The organism is Pseudomonas sp. SMN11 (assembly GCF_052041945.1).
In the GTDB taxonomy this organism is placed as follows: Bacteria; Pseudomonadota; Gammaproteobacteria; order Pseudomonadales; family Pseudomonadaceae; genus Aquipseudomonas.
In genome coordinates this window covers 1-21,408 of sequence record NZ_JBKGGW010000059.1, presented here as the reverse complement: position 1 = coordinate 21,408, position 21,408 = coordinate 1, and the positions used below count along the sequence as shown (strand labels likewise).

At 64.7% G+C, this 21,408-nt stretch carries 17 protein-coding genes; 10 read left to right on the top strand and 7 right to left on the bottom strand.

The window, feature by feature from the left end:
• Positions 1-18: 18 nt before the first annotated feature.
• The 3 genes from ngg to mnmC all read right to left on the bottom strand — a co-directional run bounded on the left by ngg (position 19) and on the right by mnmC (position 5,750).
• Positions 19-1,764, bottom strand: coding sequence for an N-acetylglutaminylglutamine synthetase (gene ngg / locus ACLEJU_RS27815; protein WP_435424922.1), 1,746 nt, complete (start codon positions 1,762-1,764; stop codon positions 19-21).
• A gap of 3 nt (positions 1,765-1,767) precedes the next feature.
• Positions 1,768-3,555, bottom strand: coding sequence for an N-acetylglutaminylglutamine amidotransferase (locus tag ACLEJU_RS27810; protein WP_435424923.1), 1,788 nt, complete (start codon positions 3,553-3,555; stop codon positions 1,768-1,770).
• Between the two features lie 227 nt (positions 3,556-3,782).
• On the bottom strand, positions 3,783-5,750 hold the full coding sequence (gene mnmC / locus ACLEJU_RS27805) for a bifunctional tRNA (5-methylaminomethyl-2-thiouridine)(34)-methyltransferase MnmD/FAD-dependent 5-carboxymethylaminomethyl-2-thiouridine(34) oxidoreductase MnmC (RefSeq protein ID WP_435424924.1): 1,968 nt from the start codon (positions 5,748-5,750) through the stop codon (positions 3,783-3,785).
• A gap of 106 nt (positions 5,751-5,856) precedes the next feature.
• Between mnmC and pap the strand changes: the two genes are divergently transcribed.
• Positions 5,857-7,350 (top strand): polyphosphate:AMP phosphotransferase, encoded by a 1,494-nt coding sequence (gene pap, locus ACLEJU_RS27800; RefSeq protein ID WP_159409277.1) that lies wholly within the window; start codon positions 5,857-5,859, stop codon positions 7,348-7,350.
• A 117-nt stretch (positions 7,351-7,467) separates the two neighbouring features.
• Complete coding sequence (locus ACLEJU_RS27795; protein WP_435424925.1) at positions 7,468-8,421, top strand: DMT family transporter; 954 nt, start codon at positions 7,468-7,470, stop codon at positions 8,419-8,421.
• Between the two features lie 158 nt (positions 8,422-8,579).
• Here ACLEJU_RS27795 and ACLEJU_RS27790 read toward each other — a convergent pair whose 3' ends face one another.
• On the bottom strand, positions 8,580-9,974 hold the full coding sequence (locus ACLEJU_RS27790) for a class II fumarate hydratase (RefSeq protein ID WP_435424926.1): 1,395 nt from the start codon (positions 9,972-9,974) through the stop codon (positions 8,580-8,582).
• A gap of 154 nt (positions 9,975-10,128) precedes the next feature.
• On the opposite strand from ACLEJU_RS27790, the gene ACLEJU_RS27785 reads away from it, so the two are divergent.
• The 7 genes from ACLEJU_RS27785 to ACLEJU_RS27755 all read left to right on the top strand — a co-directional run bounded on the left by ACLEJU_RS27785 (position 10,129) and on the right by ACLEJU_RS27755 (position 17,938).
• The gene (locus ACLEJU_RS27785) at positions 10,129-10,653 is read left to right on the top strand and encodes a DUF2059 domain-containing protein (RefSeq protein WP_027918170.1); all 525 of its coding nucleotides are present in this window, start codon (positions 10,129-10,131) and stop codon (positions 10,651-10,653) included.
• 10 nt (positions 10,654-10,663) lie between these two features.
• The gene (locus ACLEJU_RS27780; protein WP_110639591.1) at positions 10,664-10,960 is read left to right on the top strand and encodes a BolA family protein; all 297 of its coding nucleotides are present in this window, start codon (positions 10,664-10,666) and stop codon (positions 10,958-10,960) included.
• Positions 10,961-11,165: 205 nt separating this feature from the next.
• Positions 11,166-12,098 carry an oxygen-dependent tRNA uridine(34) hydroxylase TrhO gene (trhO, locus tag ACLEJU_RS27775; RefSeq protein ID WP_435424927.1) on the top strand — a complete coding sequence of 311 codons (933 nt, stop codon included), beginning with the start codon at positions 11,166-11,168 and terminating at the stop codon, positions 12,096-12,098.
• Positions 12,099-12,101: 3 nt separating this feature from the next.
• Positions 12,102-12,734, top strand: coding sequence for a DsbA family protein (locus tag ACLEJU_RS27770; protein ID WP_435424928.1), 633 nt, complete (start codon positions 12,102-12,104; stop codon positions 12,732-12,734).
• Complete coding sequence (locus ACLEJU_RS27765; protein ID WP_435424929.1) at positions 12,727-14,559, top strand: ABC transporter ATP-binding protein; 1,833 nt, start codon at positions 12,727-12,729, stop codon at positions 14,557-14,559. The genes ACLEJU_RS27770 and ACLEJU_RS27765 overlap by 8 nt, the downstream gene beginning before the upstream one ends.
• 97 nt (positions 14,560-14,656) lie before the next feature.
• A complete protein-coding gene (locus ACLEJU_RS27760; RefSeq protein ID WP_435424930.1) occupies positions 14,657-17,113 on the top strand; it encodes an EAL domain-containing protein in 2,457 nt (818 codons plus the stop codon).
• Positions 17,114-17,152: 39 nt separating this feature from the next.
• Complete coding sequence (locus ACLEJU_RS27755; protein WP_435424931.1) at positions 17,153-17,938, top strand: TenA family transcriptional regulator; 786 nt, start codon at positions 17,153-17,155, stop codon at positions 17,936-17,938.
• A 40-nt stretch (positions 17,939-17,978) separates the two neighbouring features.
• On the opposite strand, the gene ACLEJU_RS27750 is transcribed toward ACLEJU_RS27755, so the two are convergent.
• The 3 genes from ACLEJU_RS27750 to ubiG form a co-directional block, all read right to left on the bottom strand.
• On the bottom strand, positions 17,979-18,719 hold the full coding sequence (locus ACLEJU_RS27750; RefSeq protein WP_435424932.1) for a YciK family oxidoreductase: 741 nt from the start codon (positions 18,717-18,719) through the stop codon (positions 17,979-17,981).
• Positions 18,720-18,864: 145 nt separating this feature from the next.
• On the bottom strand, positions 18,865-19,536 hold the full coding sequence (gene mupP, locus ACLEJU_RS27745; RefSeq protein ID WP_435424933.1) for an N-acetylmuramic acid 6-phosphate phosphatase MupP: 672 nt from the start codon (positions 19,534-19,536) through the stop codon (positions 18,865-18,867).
• A 2-nt stretch (positions 19,537-19,538) separates the two neighbouring features.
• Positions 19,539-20,237 carry a bifunctional 2-polyprenyl-6-hydroxyphenol methylase/3-demethylubiquinol 3-O-methyltransferase UbiG gene (gene ubiG, locus ACLEJU_RS27740; protein ID WP_027918179.1) on the bottom strand — a complete coding sequence of 233 codons (699 nt, stop codon included), beginning with the start codon at positions 20,235-20,237 and terminating at the stop codon, positions 19,539-19,541.
• A gap of 112 nt (positions 20,238-20,349) precedes the next feature.
• Between ubiG and mtnA the strand changes: the two genes are divergently transcribed.
• The coding region (gene mtnA, locus ACLEJU_RS27735) for an S-methyl-5-thioribose-1-phosphate isomerase (RefSeq protein ID WP_440776766.1) at positions 20,350-21,408 on the top strand (1,059 nt) is incomplete at its 3' end.

The following is a 21,408-nucleotide window of genomic DNA, read 5'->3' as shown; positions in this document are numbered from 1 at the left end:
GAAGGCCTCAACACCGATTCATGCCAAAGCCCGGCTATGCGGGAACAGCAGGTCGACAAACCGCTCAGCCGTGGGCTGTGGTTCATGGTTGGCCAGGCCGGCCCGCTCGTTGGCTTCGATGATCACGTACTCCGGGTGCTCGGCATCACGGACCATGAAATCCAGGCCCACCACCGGAATCTCCAGCGCCCGCGCGGCACGCACCGCGGCATCGGCCAACACCGGGTGCAGGCGCTCGGTGACGTCTTCCAAAGTACCCCCGGTGTGCAGGTTGGCCGTGCGCCGCACCGCCAGGCGCTGCCCGGCCGGCAGCACATCGTCGTAGCCCAGGCCCACACCGCGCAGAGTGCGCTCGGTCTCGTCGTCCAGCGGGATGCGGCTTTCGCCGCCGGTCGCCGCCTGGCGCCGACGGCTCTGCGCTTCGATCAGTTGACGGATATTGTGCTTGCCATCACCTATCACCTGGGCCGGGTGGCGAATTGCCGCTGCCACTACCTCATAGCCGATTACCAGGACGCGCAGGTCGCTGCCGGCATGGAAGCTCTCCAGCAGCACGCGGCTGTCGAAGCGGCGGGCGTTTTCCACCGCCTGGGTCACTTCCTCGATGCAGGTGAGGTTTACGGCTACGCCCTGGCCCTGTTCGCCATCTACCGGCTTGACCACCACCGCGCCATGCTCGTCGAGAAACGCCAGGTTGTCGTCGGCGTTGCCCGCCAGCTGCTGCGCCGGCACCTGCAACCCTGCATTGTGAAGGGCGTGCTGGGTCAGGCGCTTGTCCTGGCAAAGGGTCATGGTCACGGCGCTGGTGAGGTCGCTCAGCGATTCGCGGCAGCGAATTCGGCGGCCGCCGAGGCTGAGGGTGAACAGGCCGCCAGCCGCATCGTCTACTTGCACCTCGATACCCCGGCGCAAGGCTTCGTCGACAATGATGCGGGCGTAGGGGTTGAGGCCGGCTTCCGGGCCGGGGCCGAGGAATAGCTGCTGGTTGATGCCATTCCTGCGCTTGACCGCGAAGGTCGGCAGGTTGCGGAAACCGAGCTTCTCGTACAGGCGCTTGGCCTGACGGTTGTCGTGCAGCACCGACAGGTCCAGATACGCCAGGCCACGGCTCATGAAGTGTTCGATCAGATGACGCACCAGCACCTCTCCGACGCCCGGGCGGGTGCATTGCGGGTCTACTGCCAGGCACCACAGGCTGCTGCCGTGTTCGGGGTCGTCGAATGCCTTGCTGTGGTTCAGGCCCATGACACTGCCGATCACAGCGCCGCTGTCTTCATCCTCGGCCAGCCAGTACACCGGGCCACCAAGGTGGCGTGGGGTGAGCAGGTCGGGGTCGACCGGCAGCATGCCGCGGGCCTGGTACAGGGTGTTGATCGCCTGCCAGTCGCCAGGATTCTGCGCCCGGCGCACACGGAAGCCGCGGAACACCCGCTGCGCCGGGCGGTAGTCGGTGAACCACAGGCGCAAAGTATCGGATGGGTCGAGGAACAGCTGCTGCGGCGCCTGCGCCAGCAGCTGCTGAGGAGCGGCCACGTACAAGGCGATGTCGCGCTCGCCGGGGCGTTCGTCTTGCAGTGCGGCGGCCAGGCTGGCGGGGTCGGGGTAGGTGTGGCCGATCAGCAGCCGCCCCCAGCCACAGTGCAAGGCCCGCGGTTGGTCGTGGGGCTCGCTGCCGTCGCCGGCCAGGCGCGCCTGCAGGCGCTCGTAGGACGGCGCCTGGCCGCGCAGCAGGCGCTGACCGTAGGCGATCTCGTGGGCTTTCATCGGTCAGATTCCTTGTTCGCTGAGCCACAGGTTCAGGGCCGCCAGTTGCCACAGCTTGGAGCCACGCAGTGGGGTGAGCTGACCGTGCGGGTTGCTCAGCAGGCGGTCGAGCATCGCCGGGTTGAACAGGCCGCGGTCCTGGCTAGGGTCGGTCAGCAGGTCGCGCACCCAGCCCAGGGTCGCGCCTTCCAGGTGCTTGAGGCCGGGCACCGGGAAGTAGCCCTTCTTGCGGTCGATCACCTCATGGGGGATGACCCGACGTGCGGCCTGCTTGAGCACCTGCTTGCCACCGTCGGGCAGCTTGAAGCGGGCCGGAATGCGTGCCGACAGCTCGACCAGGCGGTAGTCGAGGAACGGCGTGCGCGCCTCCAGGCCCCAGGCCATGGTCATGTTATCGACCCGTTTGACCGGGTCGTCGACCAGCATCACCGTGCTGTCCAGGCGCAGCGCTTTATCCACCGCATCAGGCGCACCGGGGCGGGCGAAGTGCTCGCGGACGAAATCGCCGGCTGCGTCGGTTTCCAGCAGCCAAGGGGCCTGGACCGTGTCGCGGTACTCGTCATGGCTGCGGTCGAAGAAGGCGTCACGGTAGGCGGCGAAGGCATCGTCGGCACCGTCCACTTTCGGGTACCAGTGGTAGCCGGCAAACAGCTCGTCGGCGCCCTGGCCGCTCTGCACGCCCTTGCAATGCTTGGCCACCTCCCGCGACAGCAGGTAGAAGGCGATGCAGTCGTGGCTGACCATCGGCTCGCTCATGGCGCGGAAGGCGGCCGGCAGCTGATCGATTATCTCGTGTTCGGCGATGCGCAGCTGGTGGTGGCGGGTGCCGTAATGCTTGGCGATCAGGTCGGAATACTGGAATTCGTCCCCGCGTTCGCCGCCGGCATCCTCGAAGCCGATGGAGAAGGTCGACAGGTCGTCCACGCCGACTTCGCGCAGCAGGCCGACCAGCAGGCTGGAGTCGACGCCGCCCGACAGCAGCACACCCACGTCCACGGCGGCGCGCTGGCGGATCGCCACGGCATCGCGGGTGGCGTCGAGCACGCGGGTGGTCCAGTCTTCCAGGTCGAGGTCGCGCTCGTCCAGGTTGGGGCCGTACTTCAGCTGCCACCAGGTCTGGCGCTCGACTTCACCGTGACGGTCGACGCGCATCCAGGTGCCGGGCTCCAGCTTCTGCACATTGGCCAGCAACGTGCGCGGTGCAGGCACCACGGCATGGAAGTTGAGGTAATGGTTGAGCGCCACCGGGTCGATCATCGGGTCGATGTCGCCACCCTTGAGCAGCGCCGGCAGGGTCGAGGCGAAGCGCAGGCGCTCGCCGTTGCGCGACAGGTACAGCGGCTTGACGCCGAGGCGGTCGCGGGCCAGGAACAGGCGCTGGTTGTCGCGCTCCCAGATAGCCAGGGCGAACATGCCGTTGAGCTTGGGCAGCAAGGCCGCGCCCCAGGCGTGGTAGCCCTTGAGCAACACTTCGGTGTCGCCTTCGGACCAGAACTGGTAGCCCAGGTCCTGCAGCTCCTGGCGCAGCTCGGGGAAGTTGTAGATGGCGCCGTTGAAGGCCAGCGACAGGCCCAGGGTGTTGTCGACCATCGGCTGTGCCGAACCGTCAGACAGGTCCATGATCTTCAGCCGGCGGTGGCCGAGGGCGATCGGGCCCTGGCTATGGAAGCCCCAGGCATCGGGGCCGCGGGGCGCCAGGTGATGGGTGATCCGCTCTACCGCAGCTAGGTCGGCTGGGCGAGGGGCTTGGTCGATGGGGGTGAAACGCAACTCTCCTGCTAATCCGCACATAGGTCCTTACCGGTTTTTCCGTTGGGGAATGAGTGCCCCGGATTAGGGCACCCTGTAAGGAACTGACCCGTGTGGTTTGTGGGAGTTTTAGATCAATCTGTTATAACTGGGGGGTGAGGCTGAAGTGAAGCCGTTAAAGTTGTGTCGCCTGTGAGATCGAGCGCCGCGCGGGCGACGCTCGATCTCAATGCCCCCACCAGACTACCGACAGACACTCCCAGCCCTACTCACTTCCCGCGAATCAGCTTGCGCAGCATGAACCGGTTCGGATGGCAGGCCTCGGCCACCGCCCGTGGCAGCGGCAGCGGTTCACCACTGGCCCAGCCAGCAATCAGCTCGCCACTCAACGGCGCTGTGATCAATCCCCGCGAGCCATGCCCACTGTTCACATACAGCCCGTCCAGCCACGGGCACGCCACCTCCGGCACCTGCCGCGCATCCTTGCCAAGCACGGCATAGGCCTCGGCAAACAACGCAGGGTCGGCCACTGGCCCGACAATCGGCAGGTAGTCGGGACTGGTACAACGAAACGCTGCACGGCCCTGCAACTGCTCGACGTCGAGTGCCTGTGCACCCAAGCGCGAGGCCAGATCGGTGGAAATTTCATCCAGCAACGCCAGGTTGCCCTGGTGCTCGGCGACCGTCGGCGTCAGGTCGTCGTTGTGGAAGTCGAAACTGGCGCCCAAGGTGTGCTCACCTTCCCGGGGCGGTGCAACGTAACCATCGGCACAGACAACCGTGCGCAATTCGCGGCTGGCCGCAGTCGCCGGCAGGCGGGTGATCTGCCCGCGAATGCGCTTGAGCGGCAATTGCGCGCAAGGCTCGAAACGGCGCACATCGGCGGCCCCGGCCAGCACCACCAGCGGCGCGCTGGCCAGCAAGCGCTCGCCATCCCACGCCTGCCAGAGGCCGTCGGCCTTGCGCAGTTCGATCACGTTCTGGTGCAGCTGAACGCGAATTCCCGGATGCTGCAACTGCGTCTCGCACAGCGCGGGAGGGTGTACCCAGCCACCTTCCGGATAGAACAGGCCGCCCGCCGGCAGCGCCACCCCGGCAATCGCCTCGGCGTCGGCCTGCGTCAGTGCACGTAGCAGACTGCTGTCGAAGGCCTCGGCAAGCTTGGCCTGGCGCTCGCCTTCCTTGCTGTCGAAGGCCAGTTGCAGCACGCCGCAGGCGTCCCAGTCGCGGCCTCGCTGCAAGCGTTCGAGCTGGCGCCGGGTGAAGCCGAAGCCGGACAGGATAATCTGCGACAGGGCGGTGCCATGGGCGGACAGCTTCAGGTACAGCACGCCTTGCGGGTTGCCCGAGGCTTCCCGGGCAGGCGCATCGTGGCGCTCCAGTACCGTCACCTGCCAGCCGCGTGCGGCCAGGCTGGCGGCACTGGCGCTGCCCGCAAGGCCCGCGCCGATCACCAGCGCCTGGCGCGGGCCCGGCAAAGGAGCAGGGCGGGCGTACCAGGGCGCGGCGCTGGCCGGAAAGGGATGCCCGGTGTATTCGCCACTCATCACCTCCCACTTCTTGCCGATGCCTGGGATCTTCTTCATGGTGAAGCCGGCATCGATCAGCCCGCGACGTACCCAGCCGGTGGTGGTGAAGGTGCCCAAGGCGGTACCGGCATGCGCCAGCCTGGCCAGTTGCGCGAACAGCTCGGGGGTCCACATGTCGGGGTTCTTCGCGGGGGCGAAGCCGTCGAGGAACCACACGTCGATCTGCGCGTCCAGCTGCGGCAGCTGTTCCAGTACGTCACCGATCAGCAGGGTCAGAGTGACCCGGCCATTGTCGAAGCTGAATTGCTGGAAGCCGGGATGAACCGCCACGTACTGCGCCAGGAACGGCTCGGTGAAGGCCGCCATCTCGGGCCACAGGCGCACGGCGCGGGCCATGTCGTCATGGCCGAGCGGGTACTTCTCGACGCTGATGAAATGCAGGCGCGCATCGGCATGGGCCTGTTCGGCGAACAGCTGCCAGGCGCAGAAGAAGTTCATGCCGGTGCCGAAACCGGTCTCGCCGATCACCAGGCAGCCGTGGGGCGCCAGGTCGGCGAAGCGCTGCGCCAGGCGGGTCTGCTCGAGGAACACGTAGCGGGTTTCGTCGGTGCCTTCGTTCTTGGAGAAATAGACGTCGTCGTACTGCCGCGAGTGAGGGCGGCCCTGGTCGTCCCAGTCGATCTGGGCATGCTGGAGGAGGGTGGACATGGTTGGCTCGGTTGCAGCGGATGTGCGGATTTTATGTCATCTGCCGCGTTTGCACAGGCACTCTGCAAATCCGCTAGTCTTGCTTATCCAATGAAGGAGCCAGTGCATGTTCGAATCCGCGGAAATCGGTCACAGCATCGACAAGGAAACCTACGACGCAGAAGTCCCCGCCCTGCGCGAGGCGCTGCTGGAGGCCCAGTACGAACTCAAGCAGCAGGCGCGTTTCCCGGTGATCGTGCTGATCAATGGCGTCGAAGGCGCCGGCAAGGGCGAAACGGTCAAGCTGCTCAACGAGTGGATGGACCCCCGCATGATCGACGTGCTCACCTTCGACCAGCAGACCGACGAGGAACTGGCCCGACCCCCGGCCTGGCGCTACTGGCGGGCGCTGCCGCCCAAAGGGCGGATGGGCGTGTTCTTCGGCAACTGGTACAGCCAGATGCTCCAGGGCCGAGTGCATGGCGTGTTCAAGGATGCCGTGCTCGACCAGGCCATTGCCGGGGCAGAGCGCCTGGAGCAGATGCTCTGCGACGAAGGCGCGCTGATCATCAAGTTCTGGTTCCACCTGTCCAAGAAGCAGATGAAGGCGCGCCTGAAATCGCTCAAGGATGACCCGCTGCACAGCTGGAAGATCAGCCCGCTGGACTGGCAGCAATCGGAAACCTACGACCGTTTCGTGCGCTTCGGCGAGCGTGTGCTGCGCCGCACCAGCCGCGACTACGCACCCTGGCATGTGGTCGAAGGTGTCGACCCGCACTACCGCAGCCTGGCCGTGGGCCGCATTCTGCTCGACAGCCTGCAGGCGGCACTGGCCGTCAACCCCAAGGGCAAGCACCAGGGCAATATCGCGCCGCTGGGTCGCAGCATCGACCAGCGCAACCTGCTGGGTGCGCTCGATATGACGTTGCGCCTGGACAAGCACGACTATCAGGAACAGCTGGTCACCGAGCAGGCCCGACTGGCTGGCCTGCTGCGCCACAAGCATATGCGCCGGCATGCCTTGGTGGCAGCCTTCGAGGGCAACGATGCTGCCGGCAAGGGCGGTGCCATCCGTCGCGTCGCCGCCGCGCTCGACCCTCGGCAGTACCGGATCGTGCCGATTGCCGCGCCGACCGAGGAAGAGCGTGCGCAACCGTACCTGTGGCGCTTCTGGCGGCACATTCCGGCGCGTGGCAAGTTCACCATCTTCGACCGCTCCTGGTACGGCCGAGTGCTGGTTGAACGCATCGAGGGGTTCTGCACGCCAGCCGACTGGATGCGCGCCTATGGCGAAATCAACGATTTCGAAGAGCAGTTGGTCAATGCGGGCGTGGTGCTGGTCAAGTTCTGGCTGGCGATCGACCAGCAGACCCAGCTGGAGCGCTTTGAAGAGCGCGAGCAGATCCCGTTCAAGCGCTACAAGATCACCGAAGACGACTGGCGCAACCGCGACAAGTGGGACGACTACACCCAGGCCGTGGGCGACATGGTCGACCGCACCAGCAGCGAGATCGCACCCTGGACACTGGTCGAGGCCAACGACAAGCGCTGGGCGCGGGTGAAGGTGCTGCGTACGATCAACGAGGCCCTGGAAGCGGCCTTTGCCAAGGACAAGAAATAGCCAGGTATGCCGCGAGGGAATGACCCGATGAATTAATTTCCCGGCATTTTCCTCCGGCTCGGTGCGCCAAGCCCTTAGAATTCGGTTACCCCCACCAAGGGCTAATTCGAGGACTGTATGCACACAACTTCCGGCCGTTGGGGCTACGGCCTGTTCCTGGCACTGCTGACCGCGCTGCTCTGGGGCATCCTGCCGATCAAACTCAAGCAGGTGCTGCAGGTGGTCGACCCGATGACCGTCACCTGGTACCGCCTGCTGGTCTCCGGCGGCGTGCTGTTCGCCTGGCTGGCGGCCCAGCGGCGCCTGCCTTCGCTGCGCAAGTTGGCGCCCAAGGGCAAGGCCCTGATCGTAGTGGCCGTGCTCGGGCTGATGGGCAACTACGTGCTGTACCTGATCGGCCTGAACCTGCTGAGCCCTGGCACCGCCCAGCTGGTGGTGCAGATGGGGCCGGTGCTGTTGCTGGTGGCCAGTGTGCTGGTATTCAAAGAGCGCTTCAGCCTGGGGCAGGGCATCGGCCTGCTGGTGCTGCTGGGCGGTTTCGGCCTGTTCTTCAACCAGCGCCTCGAAGAACTGCTGACCTCACTTGGTGCCTATACCACGGGGGTGCTGACCGTTCTCCTGGCGACCAGCATCTGGGTGTTCTATGCCTTGAGCCAGAAGCAGCTGCTGACGGTGTGGCATTCGCAGCAGGTAATGATGGTCATCTACCTGACCTGCGCGGCGCTGCTGACGCCATGGGTGCATCCGCTGGAGGCGCTGCAATTGACCCCGGTGCAGGGTTGGCTGTTACTGGCCTGCTGCCTGAACACCCTGGTGGCGTATGGCGCGTTTGCCGAGGCGCTGGCGCATTGGGAGGCGTCGCGGGTGAGTGCGACGCTGGCGCTGACGCCGCTGGTGACCTTTGTCGCGGTGGCGCTGGCGGCCGTGGTGTGGCCGGAGTACGTGCAGGCCGAGGACATCAATACCCTGGGCTATGTAGGGGCGGTGACAGTGGTGGCTGGGTCGACCCTGGTGGCACTGGGGCCTTCGCTGGTGGCCGGGTGGAAGGCCAGAAGGGCACGGTTGGCATAGGCTTGCGCGCTCTTTGTGGGAGCGGCCTTGTGTCGCGAAAGGGCCGCAAAGCGGCCCCTGGATTTTTGCATCGCTGCAGGTACTGCTGGGGCTGCTGTGCAGCCCTTTCGCGACGCAAGGCCGCTCCCACATTGACCGCGTAAGGACACGTGGCAGAGTCAGCCTTTGCCACCGGGCGCGAGCATGTTCTCTGGCCTCACCCACTGGTCGAACTGTTCATTGGTCAGGTACTTCAACTCCAGCGCTGCCTCACGCAAGGTCTTGCCCTCGCTGTAGGCTTTCTTGGCAATCTCCGCCGCCTTGTCATAGCCAATGTGCGGGTTCAGCGCCGTTACCAGCATCAGGCCGCGCTCCAGGTGCGCCGCCATCTGCTCTGCATCCGGCTCGATGCCGGCCACGCAGTGCTGCTGGAAGTTACGGCAACCATCGGCCAGCAGCTCTACCGACTGCAGCAGGTTGTGGATGATCACCGGCTTGAACACGTTCAGCTGCAGGTGCCCCTGGCTGGCGGCAAAGCCGATTGCCGCGTCGTTGCCCAATACCTGGCAGGCCAGCATCGACAGGGCCTCACACTGGGTCGGGTTGACCTTGCCCGGCATGATCGAGCTGCCAGGTTCGTTGGCCGGCAGGCGTACTTCTGCCAGCCCCGCGCGCGGGCCGGAGCCGAGCAGGCGCAGGTCGTTGGCGATCTTCATCAGTGCCACCGCCAGGGTCTTCAGAGCACCAGCCAGGCTGGTCAGCGGCTCATGGCCGGCGAGGGCGGCGAACTTGTTGGGGGCGGTAATGAAGGGCAGGCCGGAGAGGGCGGCCAGCTCGGCGGCCACGGCTTCGGCAAAGCCATGCGGGGCGTTCAGCCCGGTGCCCACGGCGGTACCGCCCTGGGCCAGCTCGCACACCGCCGGCAAGGTGGCGCGGATGGCGCGCTGGGCGTAGTCGAGTTGGGCGACGAAGGCCGATACCTCCTGGCCGAAGGTGATCGGCGTGGCGTCCATCATGTGCGTGCGGCCGGTCTTGACCAGCTTGCCGTGGCGCGCCGACAGCTCGGCCAGCCCCGCCGACAGCTCGGCAATCGCCGGCAGCAGTTTGTCGTGTACCGCCTGGGCGGCGGCGATGTGCATGGCGGTGGGGAAGCAGTCGTTGGAGCTCTGCGAGCGGTTGACGTGATCGTTGGGGTGCACCGGCGCCTTGCCGCCGCGGCCCTTGCCGGCCAGCTCGTTGGCGCGCCCGGCGATCACCTCGTTGACGTTCATGTTGCTCTGGGTACCGCTGCCGGTCTGCCACACCACCAGCGGGAACTGGTCGTCATGTTCGCCATCGAGCACTTCGTCGGCAGCCTGTTCGATCAGGCGGGCGATGTCGGCGGGCAGGTCGCCGTTGCGGTCGTTGACCCGCGCGGCGGATTTCTTGATGAGTGCCAGGGCGTGCAGCACCGCGAGCGGCATGCGTTCCTTGCCGATGGCAAAGTTGATCAGCGAGCGCTGGGTCTGTGCGCCCCAGTAGGCGTCCTCAGGAACTTCGACCGGGCCCAGGCTGTCTGTCTCGATACGGCTCATGCTGCGTTCACTCCTTTGTCAGTCAGAATCAGCAGTTTAGGCCCTCATGCGATCGAGCGGTTCATTCGCTCGTCGTGCCACTTGAGCGCTGCGCCCTGACGGGAGCAGAATGCTCTACTCTGAGGTACCGCCTCCCCCTCCTGAAGGAAATGCAATGACCCGTCTCCGTGTCCTCTGTGCTGCCGTCGCCTTGGCCTGTGCCAGCGGCCAGGTACTCGCTGCCACCGCCAGCCACAATGCTGCCGCCGAGAAATTCCTGACCCTGGCCAATGCCGACAAGCTGGGCACCCCGGTGTACATGCAGGTCCAGCAGATGTTCGCCCAGCGTTTCGCCCAGACCAAGGCCCCGGCTTCCAAGCAGCCGGTGCTCGAGAGCTACCAGGCCAAGGCCAACGCCGCGCTGGACAACGCCATCGGCTGGAACAAGCTGAAGCCGAAGATGGTCGACCTGTACACCCAGACCTTCACCGAGCAGGAGCTCAAGGACCTGGTCAAGTTCTACGAGTCGCCGCTGGGCAAGAAAGTCCTGCGTGAGATGCCCAAGGTCACCCAGCAGTCGGCCCAGCTGACCCAGACCAGCCTGGAACCGGCCGTACCGGTGGTCAACAAGCTGCTGGACGACATGACCAAGGAGCTGGACCCGAACGCAGGCAAGGCCGCCGCCCCGGCCAAGAAGTGAGTCATAGCCGATGAGCATGCAGCAACGCATCGAGCAGCAACTGGCCGCGCTGGCCCCGCAACACCTTGAAGTGCTCAACGAAAGCCACATGCACAGCCGTGGCCAGGAAACCCACTACAAGGCAGTGATCGTCAGCGAGCAGTTTGCCGGGCTCAACAGCGTCAAGCGCCACCAGAAGGTCTACGCCACCATGGGTGAGCTGATGGGCGAGATCCACGCCCTGGCTATTCACACCTACACGGCCGAGGAGTGGGCCAAGGTGGGCGCGGCGCCGGCCTCGCCAGTGTGTGCTGGCGGCGGGCACTGAATCCTTTCCGTCGTTCTGGTACAATCCTGCAAAATCCGGGGGCCGCATTGCGGCCCTTTCGCGAAACAAGGCCGCTCCTACAGGAATCCGCATTCCCCTGTAGGAGCGGCCTTGTGTCGCGAAAGGGGCGCAAAGCGCCCCCATGCTTTTTCAAGTCAAACCCGGTCCGCCCCTTACGAGGGCAACCACCTGGAGATCCACCTGAATGTCCCAAGCTATCGTCGTGGCGGCGCTGTACAAGTTCGTCACCCTGGAAGACTACATCGAACTGCGTGAGCCGCTGCTCAAGGCCATGCTCGACAACGGCGTCAAAGGCACCTTGCTGCTGGCCCACGAAGGCATCAACGGCACCGTCTCGGCCACCCGCGAAGGCATCGACGGCCTGCTCGCCTGGCTGCGCAACGACCCGCGCCTGGTGGATGTCGATCACAAGGAGTCCTACTGCGACGAGCAGCCGTTCTACCGCACCAAGGTCAAACTGAAGAAAGAGATCGTCACCCTCGGCGTGCCGGGTGTCGACCCGAACCAGGCCGTCGGCACTTATGTCGAGCCCAAAGACTGGAACGCCCTGATCAGCGACCCGGAAGTGCTGCTGATCGACACCCGCAACGACTACGAAGTGGCCATCGGTACCTTCAAGGGCGCCATCGACCCGAAGACCGAGACCTTCCGCGAGTTCCCCGAGTACATCAAGGCCAACTTCGACCCGAGCAAGCACAAGAAGGTTGCGATGTTCTGCACCGGCGGCATCCGTTGCGAAAAAGCGTCCAGCTACATGCTCGGTGAAGGCTTCGAGGAGGTCTATCATCTTAAAGGTGGTGTCCTGAAATACTTCGAGGAAGTGCCTCAGGAAGAAAGCCTCTGGGACGGCGACTGCTTCGTCTTCGACAACCGCGTCACGGTGCGCCATGACCTGAGCGAAGGCGAGTACGACCAGTGCCATGCCTGCCGCCACCCGGTCGATGCCAAGGACCGTGAGTCCGAGCACTATTCGCCAGGCGTGAGCTGCCCGCACTGCTGGGACACCCTGAGCGAAAAGACCCGGCGCAGCGCCATCGACCGGCAGAAGCAGATCGAGCTGGCCAAGGCCCGCAACCAGCCACACCCGATTGGTTACAACTACAAAGCCGAGGCTTGAGCCATGACCGCCCGCCTGATCTATGTGATGGACCCGATGTGCTCCTGGTGCTGGGGGTTCGCGCCAGTGGCTGCGGCCCTGATCGCACAGGCCGCCGAGGCGGGCGTCAGCACGCGGCTGGTGTCGGGCGGCCTGCGCAGCGGTGGCAGCGCGCTGGACGGCTCGACCCGCAAGTACATCCTCGAACACTGGCAGGCGGTGGCCGAAGCCACCGGGCAGCCGTTCCGTTTCGAAGGCGCCATGCCCGATGGCTTCGTCTACGACACCGAACCGGCCTGCCGCGCCCTGGTCACTGCCCGCGAGCTGGATGCCGAACGTGTCTGGCCGCTGCTGGCGCTGATTCAGTGCTCGTTCTACGAGCAGGGCGTGGATGTCACCCGCGCCCCGCAACTGGTCGAGCTGGCCGCACAGGCCGGCTTCGACCGCGAGCTTTTCGCCCAGCAGTTCGCCAGCCATGACATCCGCGCCGCCACCAGCGCGGACTTCAGCTGGGTGCAGGACCTCGGCATCGCCGGCTTCCCGACCCTGCTGGCCGAGCGCAACGGCCAACTGGCATTGCTGACCAACGGCTACCAGCCGTTGGAGAGTCTGCAGCCCCTCCTTGGCCGCTGGTTACAGCAGGCCGTCTGTGCTTGATCTGCCAGGGTCGCCAGACCCTGTGCCAGGGAAGCCCGCTGCTGTGTCTGATCGCCTGAGCTGGGCGGAAATCCGCCGCTTGGCCCTGCATCACAAGAAAAACCTCTGGTCCGCCAACCTGATAGCCGTACTGGCAGCCTGCTGCAGCGTGCCGATTCCGTTGCTGTTGCCGTTGCTGGTCGACGAAGTGTTGCTGGGGCACGGCGATGCCGCGCTGAAATGGATGAACTACCTGCTGCCGAGCAGCTGGCAAGTGTCGGCCGGCTATATCGGCCTGATGCTGGGGGCCACGCTGTGCCTGCGCCTGGCGGCACTGGCCTTCAATGTGGTGCAGGCCAAGCTGTTTGCCGGGTTGGCCAAGGACATCGTCTACCGCCTGCGCATTCGCCTGATCGAGCGCCTCAAGCGCATCTCGCTCAAGGAGTACGAAAGCCTCGGCAGCGGCACCGTGACCACGCATCTGGTCACCGACCTGGACACCCTCGACAAGTTCGTCGGCGAGACCCTTAGCCGTTTCCTGGTGGCCATGATGACCCTCACCGGCACGGCAGCGATCCTGATCTGGATGCACTGGAAGCTCGCATTGCTGATCCTGTTGTTCAACCCGCTGGTGATCTACTTCACCGTGCAGTTGGGCAAGCGCGTCAAGCACCTGAAGAAACTCGAGAACGACAGCACCTCGCGCTTTACCCAGGCGTTGTCGGAAACCCTGGATGCCATCCAGGAAATCCGTGCCGGCAACCGCCAGGGCTACTTCCTCGGCCGCCTCGGCCTGCGGGCCCGTGAAGTGCGCGACTATGCCGTGGAGTCGCAATGGAAGAGCGATGCCAGTGGCCGCGCCAGTGGCCTTTTGTTCCAGTTCGGTATCGATATTTTCCGCGCGGCGGCGATGCTGACCGTGCTGTTCTCCGACCTGTCGATCGGCCAGATGCTGGCGGTGTTCAGCTACCTGTGGTTCATGATCGGCCCGGTGGAGCAGCTGCTCAACCTGCAATATGCCTACTACGCCGCCGGCGGCGCGCTAAGCCGGCTCAACGAGCTGCTGTCGCGGGCCGACGAGCCGCAATACCCGGCCGCCAGCGACCCGTTCGCCGGTCGCGAAACGGTGGGTATCGAGGTGCGCGACCTGCGCTTTGCCTATGCCGATGAGCCGGTACTGGACCAGTTGAACCTGGCCATTGCCCCCGGTGAGAAGGTGGCTATCGTCGGCGCCAGCGGTGGCGGCAAGAGCACCCTGGTGCAGCTGCTGCTGGGCCTGTACAGCGCGCAGGCCGGGACCATCCGCTTTGGCGGTGCCAGCCTGCAGGAAATCGGCCTTGAGACCTTGCGCGAGAATGTCGCGGTGGTGCTGCAACACCCCTCGCTGTTCAACGACAGCGTGCGCGCCAACCTGACCATGGGGCGCGAATGCAGCGACGAGGCCTGCTGGCAGGCACTGCGTATCGCCCAGCTGGACGCCACCATCGCCGCCTTGCCGCAAGGGCTGGACAGCGTGGTCGGCCGCTCGGGGGTGCGCCTGTCCGGTGGGCAGCGTCAGCGCCTGGCGATTGCCCGCATGGTCCTGGCCGAGCCCAAGGTGGTCATTCTCGATGAGGCCACCTCGGCGCTGGATGCTGCCACCGAGTACAACCTGCACCAGGCACTTGCCCGCTTCCTCAGCGGCCGGACCACGCTGATCATTGCCCACCGCTTGTCGGCGGTAAAGCAGGCCGACCGCGTGCTGGTATTCGACGGCGGGCATGTGGCCGAGGATGGCGACCATCAGCAGCTGATTGCAGAAGGTGGCTTGTATGCCAAGCTCTATGGGCATCTGCAGCAGACCTGAGTAACCGACAAAATTCCCTTCATGTAGATGGCAAATGGCCTACGCTGTGCTTGTCTGGGTTGATTCGAAGTCTTATCTGCTCTGCGACAGGGACTAAATGAAGGGAAATCGCACTCAAGAAGCGCCAAGGTTGATAGGTATCATCTGGCCCTTCATCGCCGTTGTCGTATTCCAGGTATTGCTGGGCAGCCTCAGCCTTTATGCTTTGTCGGCGGTCCGTGCCTACGTGGCCGGTGAAAGCCTTTGGTCCAAGGCGCAGAAAGACGCCATCTATTACCTCAACCTGTATGCCGATGACCGCGACGAGCGCACCTATCAGCGCTATCGCCAGGCCATTACCGTGCCCCAGGGCGACCACGACCTGCGTGAATTGCTCGACCAGGCCAGCCCGGACCTGGAAGGTGCCCGCCAAGCCGTACTGCAGGGTGGCAACCACCCGGAAGATGTCGACCGGATAATCTGGTTCTACCGTAATTTCCGCCAGGTCAGCTACATGCAGACGGCGATCGACTACTGGAACATCGGCGATGACTACCTTGCCAAGCTCGATGTGCTGGCCAGCGAAATGCACGCGAGTGTCGCCGCAGGCCTGGTCGACGCCGCTCAGCTGAAGGACTGGAAGAGCCGCATCGTCGCTATCAACGAAGGCGTCACGCCCGCAGCCAAGGCCTTCAGTGACGCCCTGGGTGAGGGGTCGCGGATGCTCCTGCGGGTGCTGCTGGTCACCAACCTGCTGACCGCACTGTTCCTCATTACCATTGCCTGGCGCCGCTCGAGCAAGCTGCTGGCCCAGCGCCAGGCGTTCGCCAGTGCTCTGCGGGAGGAGAAGGAGCGGGCGCAAATCACCCTAGAGTCGATTGGCGACGCGGTGATCACTGCCGATGTCGAGGGCAATATCGTCTACATGAACCCCGCTGCCGAGCAGCTGACCCACTGGCAGTCTGGCCAGGCGCAGGGCCTGCCGCTGGGTGCACTGTTCAGCCTGCTCGACGAGGAGGAGCAGGGCGAAGGCTGCACCTTGGTCGAGCAGGTACTCAGTGGCAGCCTCAAGGGCGGCGCCGAGCACTCCCGGCTGATCCAGCGCCTGGATGGCAGTACGGTATCGGTCAACCTGGTCGGCTCGCCGATCATCAATAACGATCAGCTGGCCGGTATCGTGCTGGTGCTGCACGACATGACCCAGGAGCGCCAGTACATCGCCAACCTGTCCTGGCAGGCCACCCATGACGCCCTGACCGGCCTGGCCAACCGCCGCGAATTCGAGTATCGCCTGGAGCAGGCGCTAAATGACCTGGTGCGCCAGGCCGGGCGGCATTCGTTGATGTTCCTCGACCTCGACCAGTTCAAGCTGGTCAACGACACCTGCGGCCATGCTGCCGGTGACGAGCTGCTCAGGCACATATGTGCTGTGTTGCAGTCGGGGCTGCGTGAAGGCGATACCCTTGCGCGCCTGGGTGGCGATGAATTTGGTGTGCTGCTGGAAAACTGCCCGGCCGACCAGGCCGAGCGCATCGGCGAGAACTTGCGCCAGGCCGTGCAGAGCCTGCACTTCGTGTGGAAGGGCAGGCCGTTCGTGACCACCGTCAGTATCGGCCTGGTGCACATGGCGCAGGCGCCGGGGACGTTGGAGGCTTCGTTGCGGGCCGCCGACATGGCCTGCTACATGGCCAAGGAAAAGGGCCGTAACCGGGTGCAGGTGTACCATGCCGACGACAGCGAGCTGTCCATGCGCTTTGGTGAAATGGCCTGGATCCAGCGCCTGCATGTGGCCTTGGAGGAAAACCGCTTCTGCCTCTATTGCCAAGAAATCGCCGCGCTGAAAGCCATCGAGGGTCCAGGCCATATCGAAATCCTGCTGCGCCTGCACGACGAAAGTGGTCGCACCATCCTCCCGGACAGCTTCATTCCGGCTGCCGAGCGCTATGGCCTGATGACGGCGCTGGACCGCTGGGTGGTACGCAGCGTGTTCGGGGTCATCCGCCAATGCCTGGACGAAGGGCGGGACGGGCCGCTGGCGATGTGCGCGATCAACCTTTCGGGCACCAGCATCGGCGACGACAAGTTCCTCGAGTACCTGCAGCGGTTGTTCGTCGAATATGCCATTCCGCCGCGCATGATCTGTTTCGAGATCACCGAGACCAGTGCCATTGCCAACCTTGGCAGCGCCATCCGCTTCATCAATGAATTGAAGGGGCTGGGTTGCAAGTTCTCCCTGGACGACTTCTGTGCCGGGATGTCGTCATTTGCCTATTTGAAACATTTACCCGTCGACTTCTTGAAGATCGACGGAAGTTTTGTCAAAGATATGCTCGACGATCCGGTTAATCGTGCCATGGTCGAGGTGATCAATCACATCGGCCACGTCATGGGCAAGCGGACCATCGCCGAGTTCGTCGAAACACCGTTGATCGAGCAGGCCTTGCAGGAGATCGGCGTGGATTACGCCCAGGGCTATCTGATTGAACGGCCACAGGTGTTCACCTGTGACAGTCTGCAGCGCCAACGGATTGCTGCGCGGCCCTTGTTGCACCGGGCGCCAGGTACATTTCGCTGAAAACACGTCCGCAAAATCACAAGGATCAAGGAGCTGAAAGTGATTGATGCATTCGTACGTATCGGGCCCTTGATGGACCCGGCCAGTTACCCCCAGTGGGCCCAGCAACTCATCGAGGATTGCCGTGAAAGCAAGCGCCGGGTGGTCGAGCATGAGTTCTATCAGCGCCTGCGTGATGGTGAGCTGCGCCAGTCGACCATTCGCCAGTACCTGATCGGTGGCTGGCCGGTGGTCGAGCAATTTTCTCTGTACATGGCCCATAACCTGACCAAGACCCGCTACGCCCGCCATCCTGGCGAGGACATGGCGCGTCGCTGGCTGATGCGCAACATCCGCGTCGAGCTCAACCATGCCGACTACTGGGTGAACTGGTGCCATGCCCATGGCGTTCACCTGCGCGACCTGCAGGCACAGGATGTGCCGCCGGAGCTGAACGGCCTGAACGACTGGTGCTGGCGCGTCTGCACCACCGAGTCGCTGGCGATTGCCATGGCGGCGACCAACTATGCGATCGAGGGGGCGACCGGTGAGTGGTCGGCGGTGGTGTGCGCCGAGGACACCTATGCCATGGGCTTCCCGGAAGACGTGCGCAAACGGGCGATGAAGTGGCTGAAGATGCATGCCCAGTATGACGATGCGCACCCGTGGGAGGCGCTGGAGATCATCTGCACGCTGGCGGGCGAGAACCCGACCCCGGGACTGCGCAACGAGCTGCGCAAGGCGATCTGCAAGAGTTATGACTGCATGTACCTGTTCCTGGAGCGGTGCATGCAGCTGGAAGGGCGCCAGCAAGGGCGCCTGCGCCCGGCTTTGGCCGCTGGCTGATATTGCTGGGGCCGCAAAGCGGCCCCAGCAATCTCGGACCTTACTGGGCGTTGAACGCCTGCCCGTTCACGTCTTTGCTATCCGGCCCCATCAGGTACAGATAGACCGGCATGATCTCTTCCGGCAGCGGATTGTTCTGTGGGTTTTCGCTCGGGTACGCTTGGGCCCGCATCGCCGTGCGCGTGGCGCCCGGGTTGATGCTGTTGGAGCGCACTGGCGCCACGCCTTCCAGCTCGTCGGCCAGGGTCTGCATCAGCCCTTCGGTGGCGAACTTCGACACCCCGTAGGCCCCCCAGTAGGCCCGGCCCTTGCGCCCGACGCTGCTGGAGGTGAACACCACCGAAGCGTCCTCCGACAGCTTGAGCAGCGGCAGCAGGGTGCTGGTGAGCATGAAGGTGGCGTTGACGTTGATGTGCATCACGCGCATGAAATTGTCGCCCGACAGCTGCTCCAGCGGCGTGCGCGGGCCGATGATCGAGGCGTTGTTGAGCAGGCCGTCGAGGCGGCCGAACTGTTCCTCGATCATCACCGCCAGCTCGTCGTACTGGTGGGGCAGGGCGGTTTCCAGGTTGAACGGGATCACCACGGGCTGCGGGTGGCCGGCGGCCTCGATCTGGTCGTAGACCTCGTTGAGGTTAGCTTCGGTCTTGCCCAGCAGCAGTACGGTGGCGCCCAGGGCGGCATAGGCCTTGGCGGCAGCGGCGCCGATGCCGCGGCCGGCACCAGTAACCAGGATGACGCGGCCGGTGAGCAGGCCGGGGCGGGCGGTGTAGTCGAACATTGATTCTTCCCTATCTCTATGGGCTGACGCGGACCCTGTGGGAGCGGGCTTGCCCGCGAACACGGGCGCAGCCCGTGCCAGCGAACGCGGTGCCTGCTTCGCGGGCAAGCCCGCTCCCACAGGATGGGGCGTCAGTCGTTACGAGTCAGCAGCCGCACAGGGCGCTGTCGATCACCTTGCGCAGTTCCAGCGGGTGGTCCACCACCACATCGGCGCCCCAGTTGTTCGGGTTGTCCTCTGGATGAATATAGCCGTAGCGCACCGCAGCCGTACGGGTGCCGGCATCGCGGCCGGACTCGATGTCGCGCAGGTCGTCGCCGACGAACAGCACGCTGGCGGGGTCCAGGTCCAGGGTCTTGCAGGCGAGGATCAGCGGCTCAGGGTCGGGCTTGCTGTTCTTCACGTGGTCCGGGCAGATCAGCAGTGCCGAACGCTGGGCCAGGCCCAGCTGCTGCATGATCGGTTCAGCGAAACGCACTGGCTTGTTGGTCACCACGCCCCACAGCAGGTTGCCCTTTTCGATGTCGGCCAGCAGTTCGCCCATGCCGTCGAACAGCTTGCTGTGCACGGCGCAATCACGCTGGTAACGCTCGAGGAATTCCAGGCGCAGGGCCTCGAAGCCTTCGGCTTCGGGGTCCATGGCGAAGGTTGCGGCAACCATGGCGCGGGCGCCGCCGGAGATCACGTCGCGGATCAGCTGGTCATCGATGGCCGGCAGGCCGCGCTCGGCGAGCATGGCCTGGCAGATGGCGATGAAGTCCGGCGCCGTGTCGAGCAGGGTGCCGTCCATGTCGAAGAGTACTGCTCGCAAACGCATGCTCATTCCTCGCGCAGGGTCTGGATCATGTAGTTGACGTCAACGTCGCTGCTCAGCTTGTAGTGCTTGGTCAGCGGGTTGTAGGTCAGGCCTATGATGTCCTTGACTTCAAGGCCGGCGACACGGCTCCAGGCGCCCAGCTCGGACGGGCGGATGAACTTCTTGAAGTCGTGGGTGCCGCGCGGCAGCATCTTCAGGATGTACTCGGCGCCGACGATGGCCAGCAGGTAGGCCTTGGGGTTGCGGTTGATGGTCGAGAAGAACACCTGGCCGCCAGGCTTGACCATGCGGTAGCAGGCTCGGATCACCGAGGACGGGTCGGGCACGTGCTCGAGCATCTCCAGGCAGGTGACCACGTCGAACTGCTCGGGCATCTCTTCGGCCAGGGCTTCTGCGGTGATCTGCCGGTACTCGACCTCGACGCCCGACTCCAGCTGGTGCAGCTGGGCAACGGCCAGTGGCGCCTCGCCCATGTCGATGCCGGTGACGGTGGCGCCGCGCAAGGCCATGGCCTCGCTGAGGATGCCGCCACCGCAGCCGACGTCCAGCACCTTCTTGCCCGCCAGACCGACGCGCTCATCGATCCAGTTGACGCGCAGCGGGTTGATGTCGTGCAGCGGCTTGAACTCGCTTTCACGGTCCCACCAGCGGTGGGCCAAGGCTTCGAACTTGGCGATTTCGGCGTGGTCGACGTTGCTCATTGAACAATCCTCTGGAACTTGCACTTCAAATGGGGCGCAGTATACCCGAGCGTCTGCGGCCGAGGGTCGCTATAATCGCCGGCTTTTGATATCCGAACGACGGGGAGAGGCAATGCGCGAGCGACTTTTGGCGGCGGAGAAGGTGACCGGGATGCGCTGGCAAGGCGGCGTCCTGCACTTGCTCGACCAGCGCCTGCTGCCGTCGGAAGAGCGCTGGCTGACCTGCGACAATGTCGCGCAGGTGGTGGCGGCGATTCGCGACATGGCCGTGCGTGGCGCCGCTGCCATTGGCATTGCCGCAGCCTATGGGCTGGTCCTGGCCCTGGAAGAGCGCCTGGCCGAGGGCGGCGACTGGGAAATGGACCTGGAAGAGGACTTCCTCACCCTGGCCGAAGCCCGGCCCACCGCGGCCAACCTGTTCTGGGCGCTGAACCGCATGCGTGAGCGCCTGCTGCGTGTGCGTGGTGAAGAAGACGTGCTGGCCGCGCTGGAGGCCGAAGCGATTGCCATCCATGAAAGTGACCGCGAAGCCAACCTGACCATGGCCCAGCATGGCATCGAGCTGATCCGTCGCCATCAGGGCAACGAGCAGACCTTGCTGACTTACGGCAACGCCGGCGCCCTGGCCAGTGGTGGGATCGGTACAGCCTTGGGGGTCATTCGTGCCGGTTATCTGGAGGGGATGGTCGAGCGCGTGTATGCCGGTGAGACCCGCCCCTGGCTGCAGGGCTCGCGCCTGACGGCCTGGGAGCTGGCCAACGAGGGCATCCCGGTGACCCTGTGCGCCGACTCGGCGCTGGCCCACCTGATGAAGACCAAGGGGATCACCTGGGTGGTGGTCGGCGCTGACTGCATCGCTGCAAATGGTGATGTGGCGAGCAAGATCGGCACCTACCAGCTGGCCGTCAGCGCCATGCACCATGGTGTGCGCTTCATGGTGGTGGCGCCGAGTACCAGCATCGACCTCAACCTGGCTACCGGCGAGGACATTCCGCTGGAAGAGCGAGAGGCCGACGAGCTGCTGGACTACGCCGGCACCCGCGTGGCGCCGCAGGTCGAGGCATTCAACCCGGTGTTCGACGTGACCCCGGCCGACTTGGTCGACGTGATCGTCACCGAGCGCGGCATCGTCGAGCGGCCGGATACCGCCAAGCTGGCGCAGCTGATGTGC

What these genes read in the sequence shown, in the direction of transcription:
- ngg (WP_435424922.1), bottom strand. Translation starts at nt 1,764, where the DNA reads ATGAAAGCCCACGAGATCGCCTACGGTCAGCGCCTGCTGCGCGGCCAG.
- ACLEJU_RS27810 (WP_435424923.1), bottom strand. Translation starts at nt 3,555, where the DNA reads ATGTGCGGATTAGCAGGAGAGTTGCGTTTCACCCCCATCGACCAAGCC.
- mnmC (WP_435424924.1), bottom strand. Translation starts at nt 5,750, where the DNA reads ATGTCCACCCTCCTCCAGCATGCCCAGATCGACTGGGACGACCAGGGC.
- pap (WP_159409277.1), top strand. Translation starts at nt 5,857, where the DNA reads ATGTTCGAATCCGCGGAAATCGGTCACAGCATCGACAAGGAAACCTAC.
- ACLEJU_RS27795 (WP_435424925.1), top strand. Translation starts at nt 7,468, where the DNA reads ATGCACACAACTTCCGGCCGTTGGGGCTACGGCCTGTTCCTGGCACTG.
- ACLEJU_RS27790 (WP_435424926.1), bottom strand. Translation starts at nt 9,974, where the DNA reads ATGAGCCGTATCGAGACAGACAGCCTGGGCCCGGTCGAAGTTCCTGAG.
- ACLEJU_RS27785 (WP_027918170.1), top strand. Translation starts at nt 10,129, where the DNA reads ATGACCCGTCTCCGTGTCCTCTGTGCTGCCGTCGCCTTGGCCTGTGCC.
- ACLEJU_RS27780 (WP_110639591.1), top strand. Translation starts at nt 10,664, where the DNA reads ATGAGCATGCAGCAACGCATCGAGCAGCAACTGGCCGCGCTGGCCCCG.
- trhO (WP_435424927.1), top strand. Translation starts at nt 11,166, where the DNA reads ATGTCCCAAGCTATCGTCGTGGCGGCGCTGTACAAGTTCGTCACCCTG.
- ACLEJU_RS27770 (WP_435424928.1), top strand. Translation starts at nt 12,102, where the DNA reads ATGACCGCCCGCCTGATCTATGTGATGGACCCGATGTGCTCCTGGTGC.
- ACLEJU_RS27760 (WP_435424930.1), top strand. Translation starts at nt 14,657, where the DNA reads ATGAAGGGAAATCGCACTCAAGAAGCGCCAAGGTTGATAGGTATCATC.
- ACLEJU_RS27750 (WP_435424932.1), bottom strand. Translation starts at nt 18,719, where the DNA reads ATGTTCGACTACACCGCCCGCCCCGGCCTGCTCACCGGCCGCGTCATC.
- mupP (WP_435424933.1), bottom strand. Translation starts at nt 19,536, where the DNA reads ATGCGTTTGCGAGCAGTACTCTTCGACATGGACGGCACCCTGCTCGAC.
- ubiG (WP_027918179.1), bottom strand. Translation starts at nt 20,237, where the DNA reads ATGAGCAACGTCGACCACGCCGAAATCGCCAAGTTCGAAGCCTTGGCC.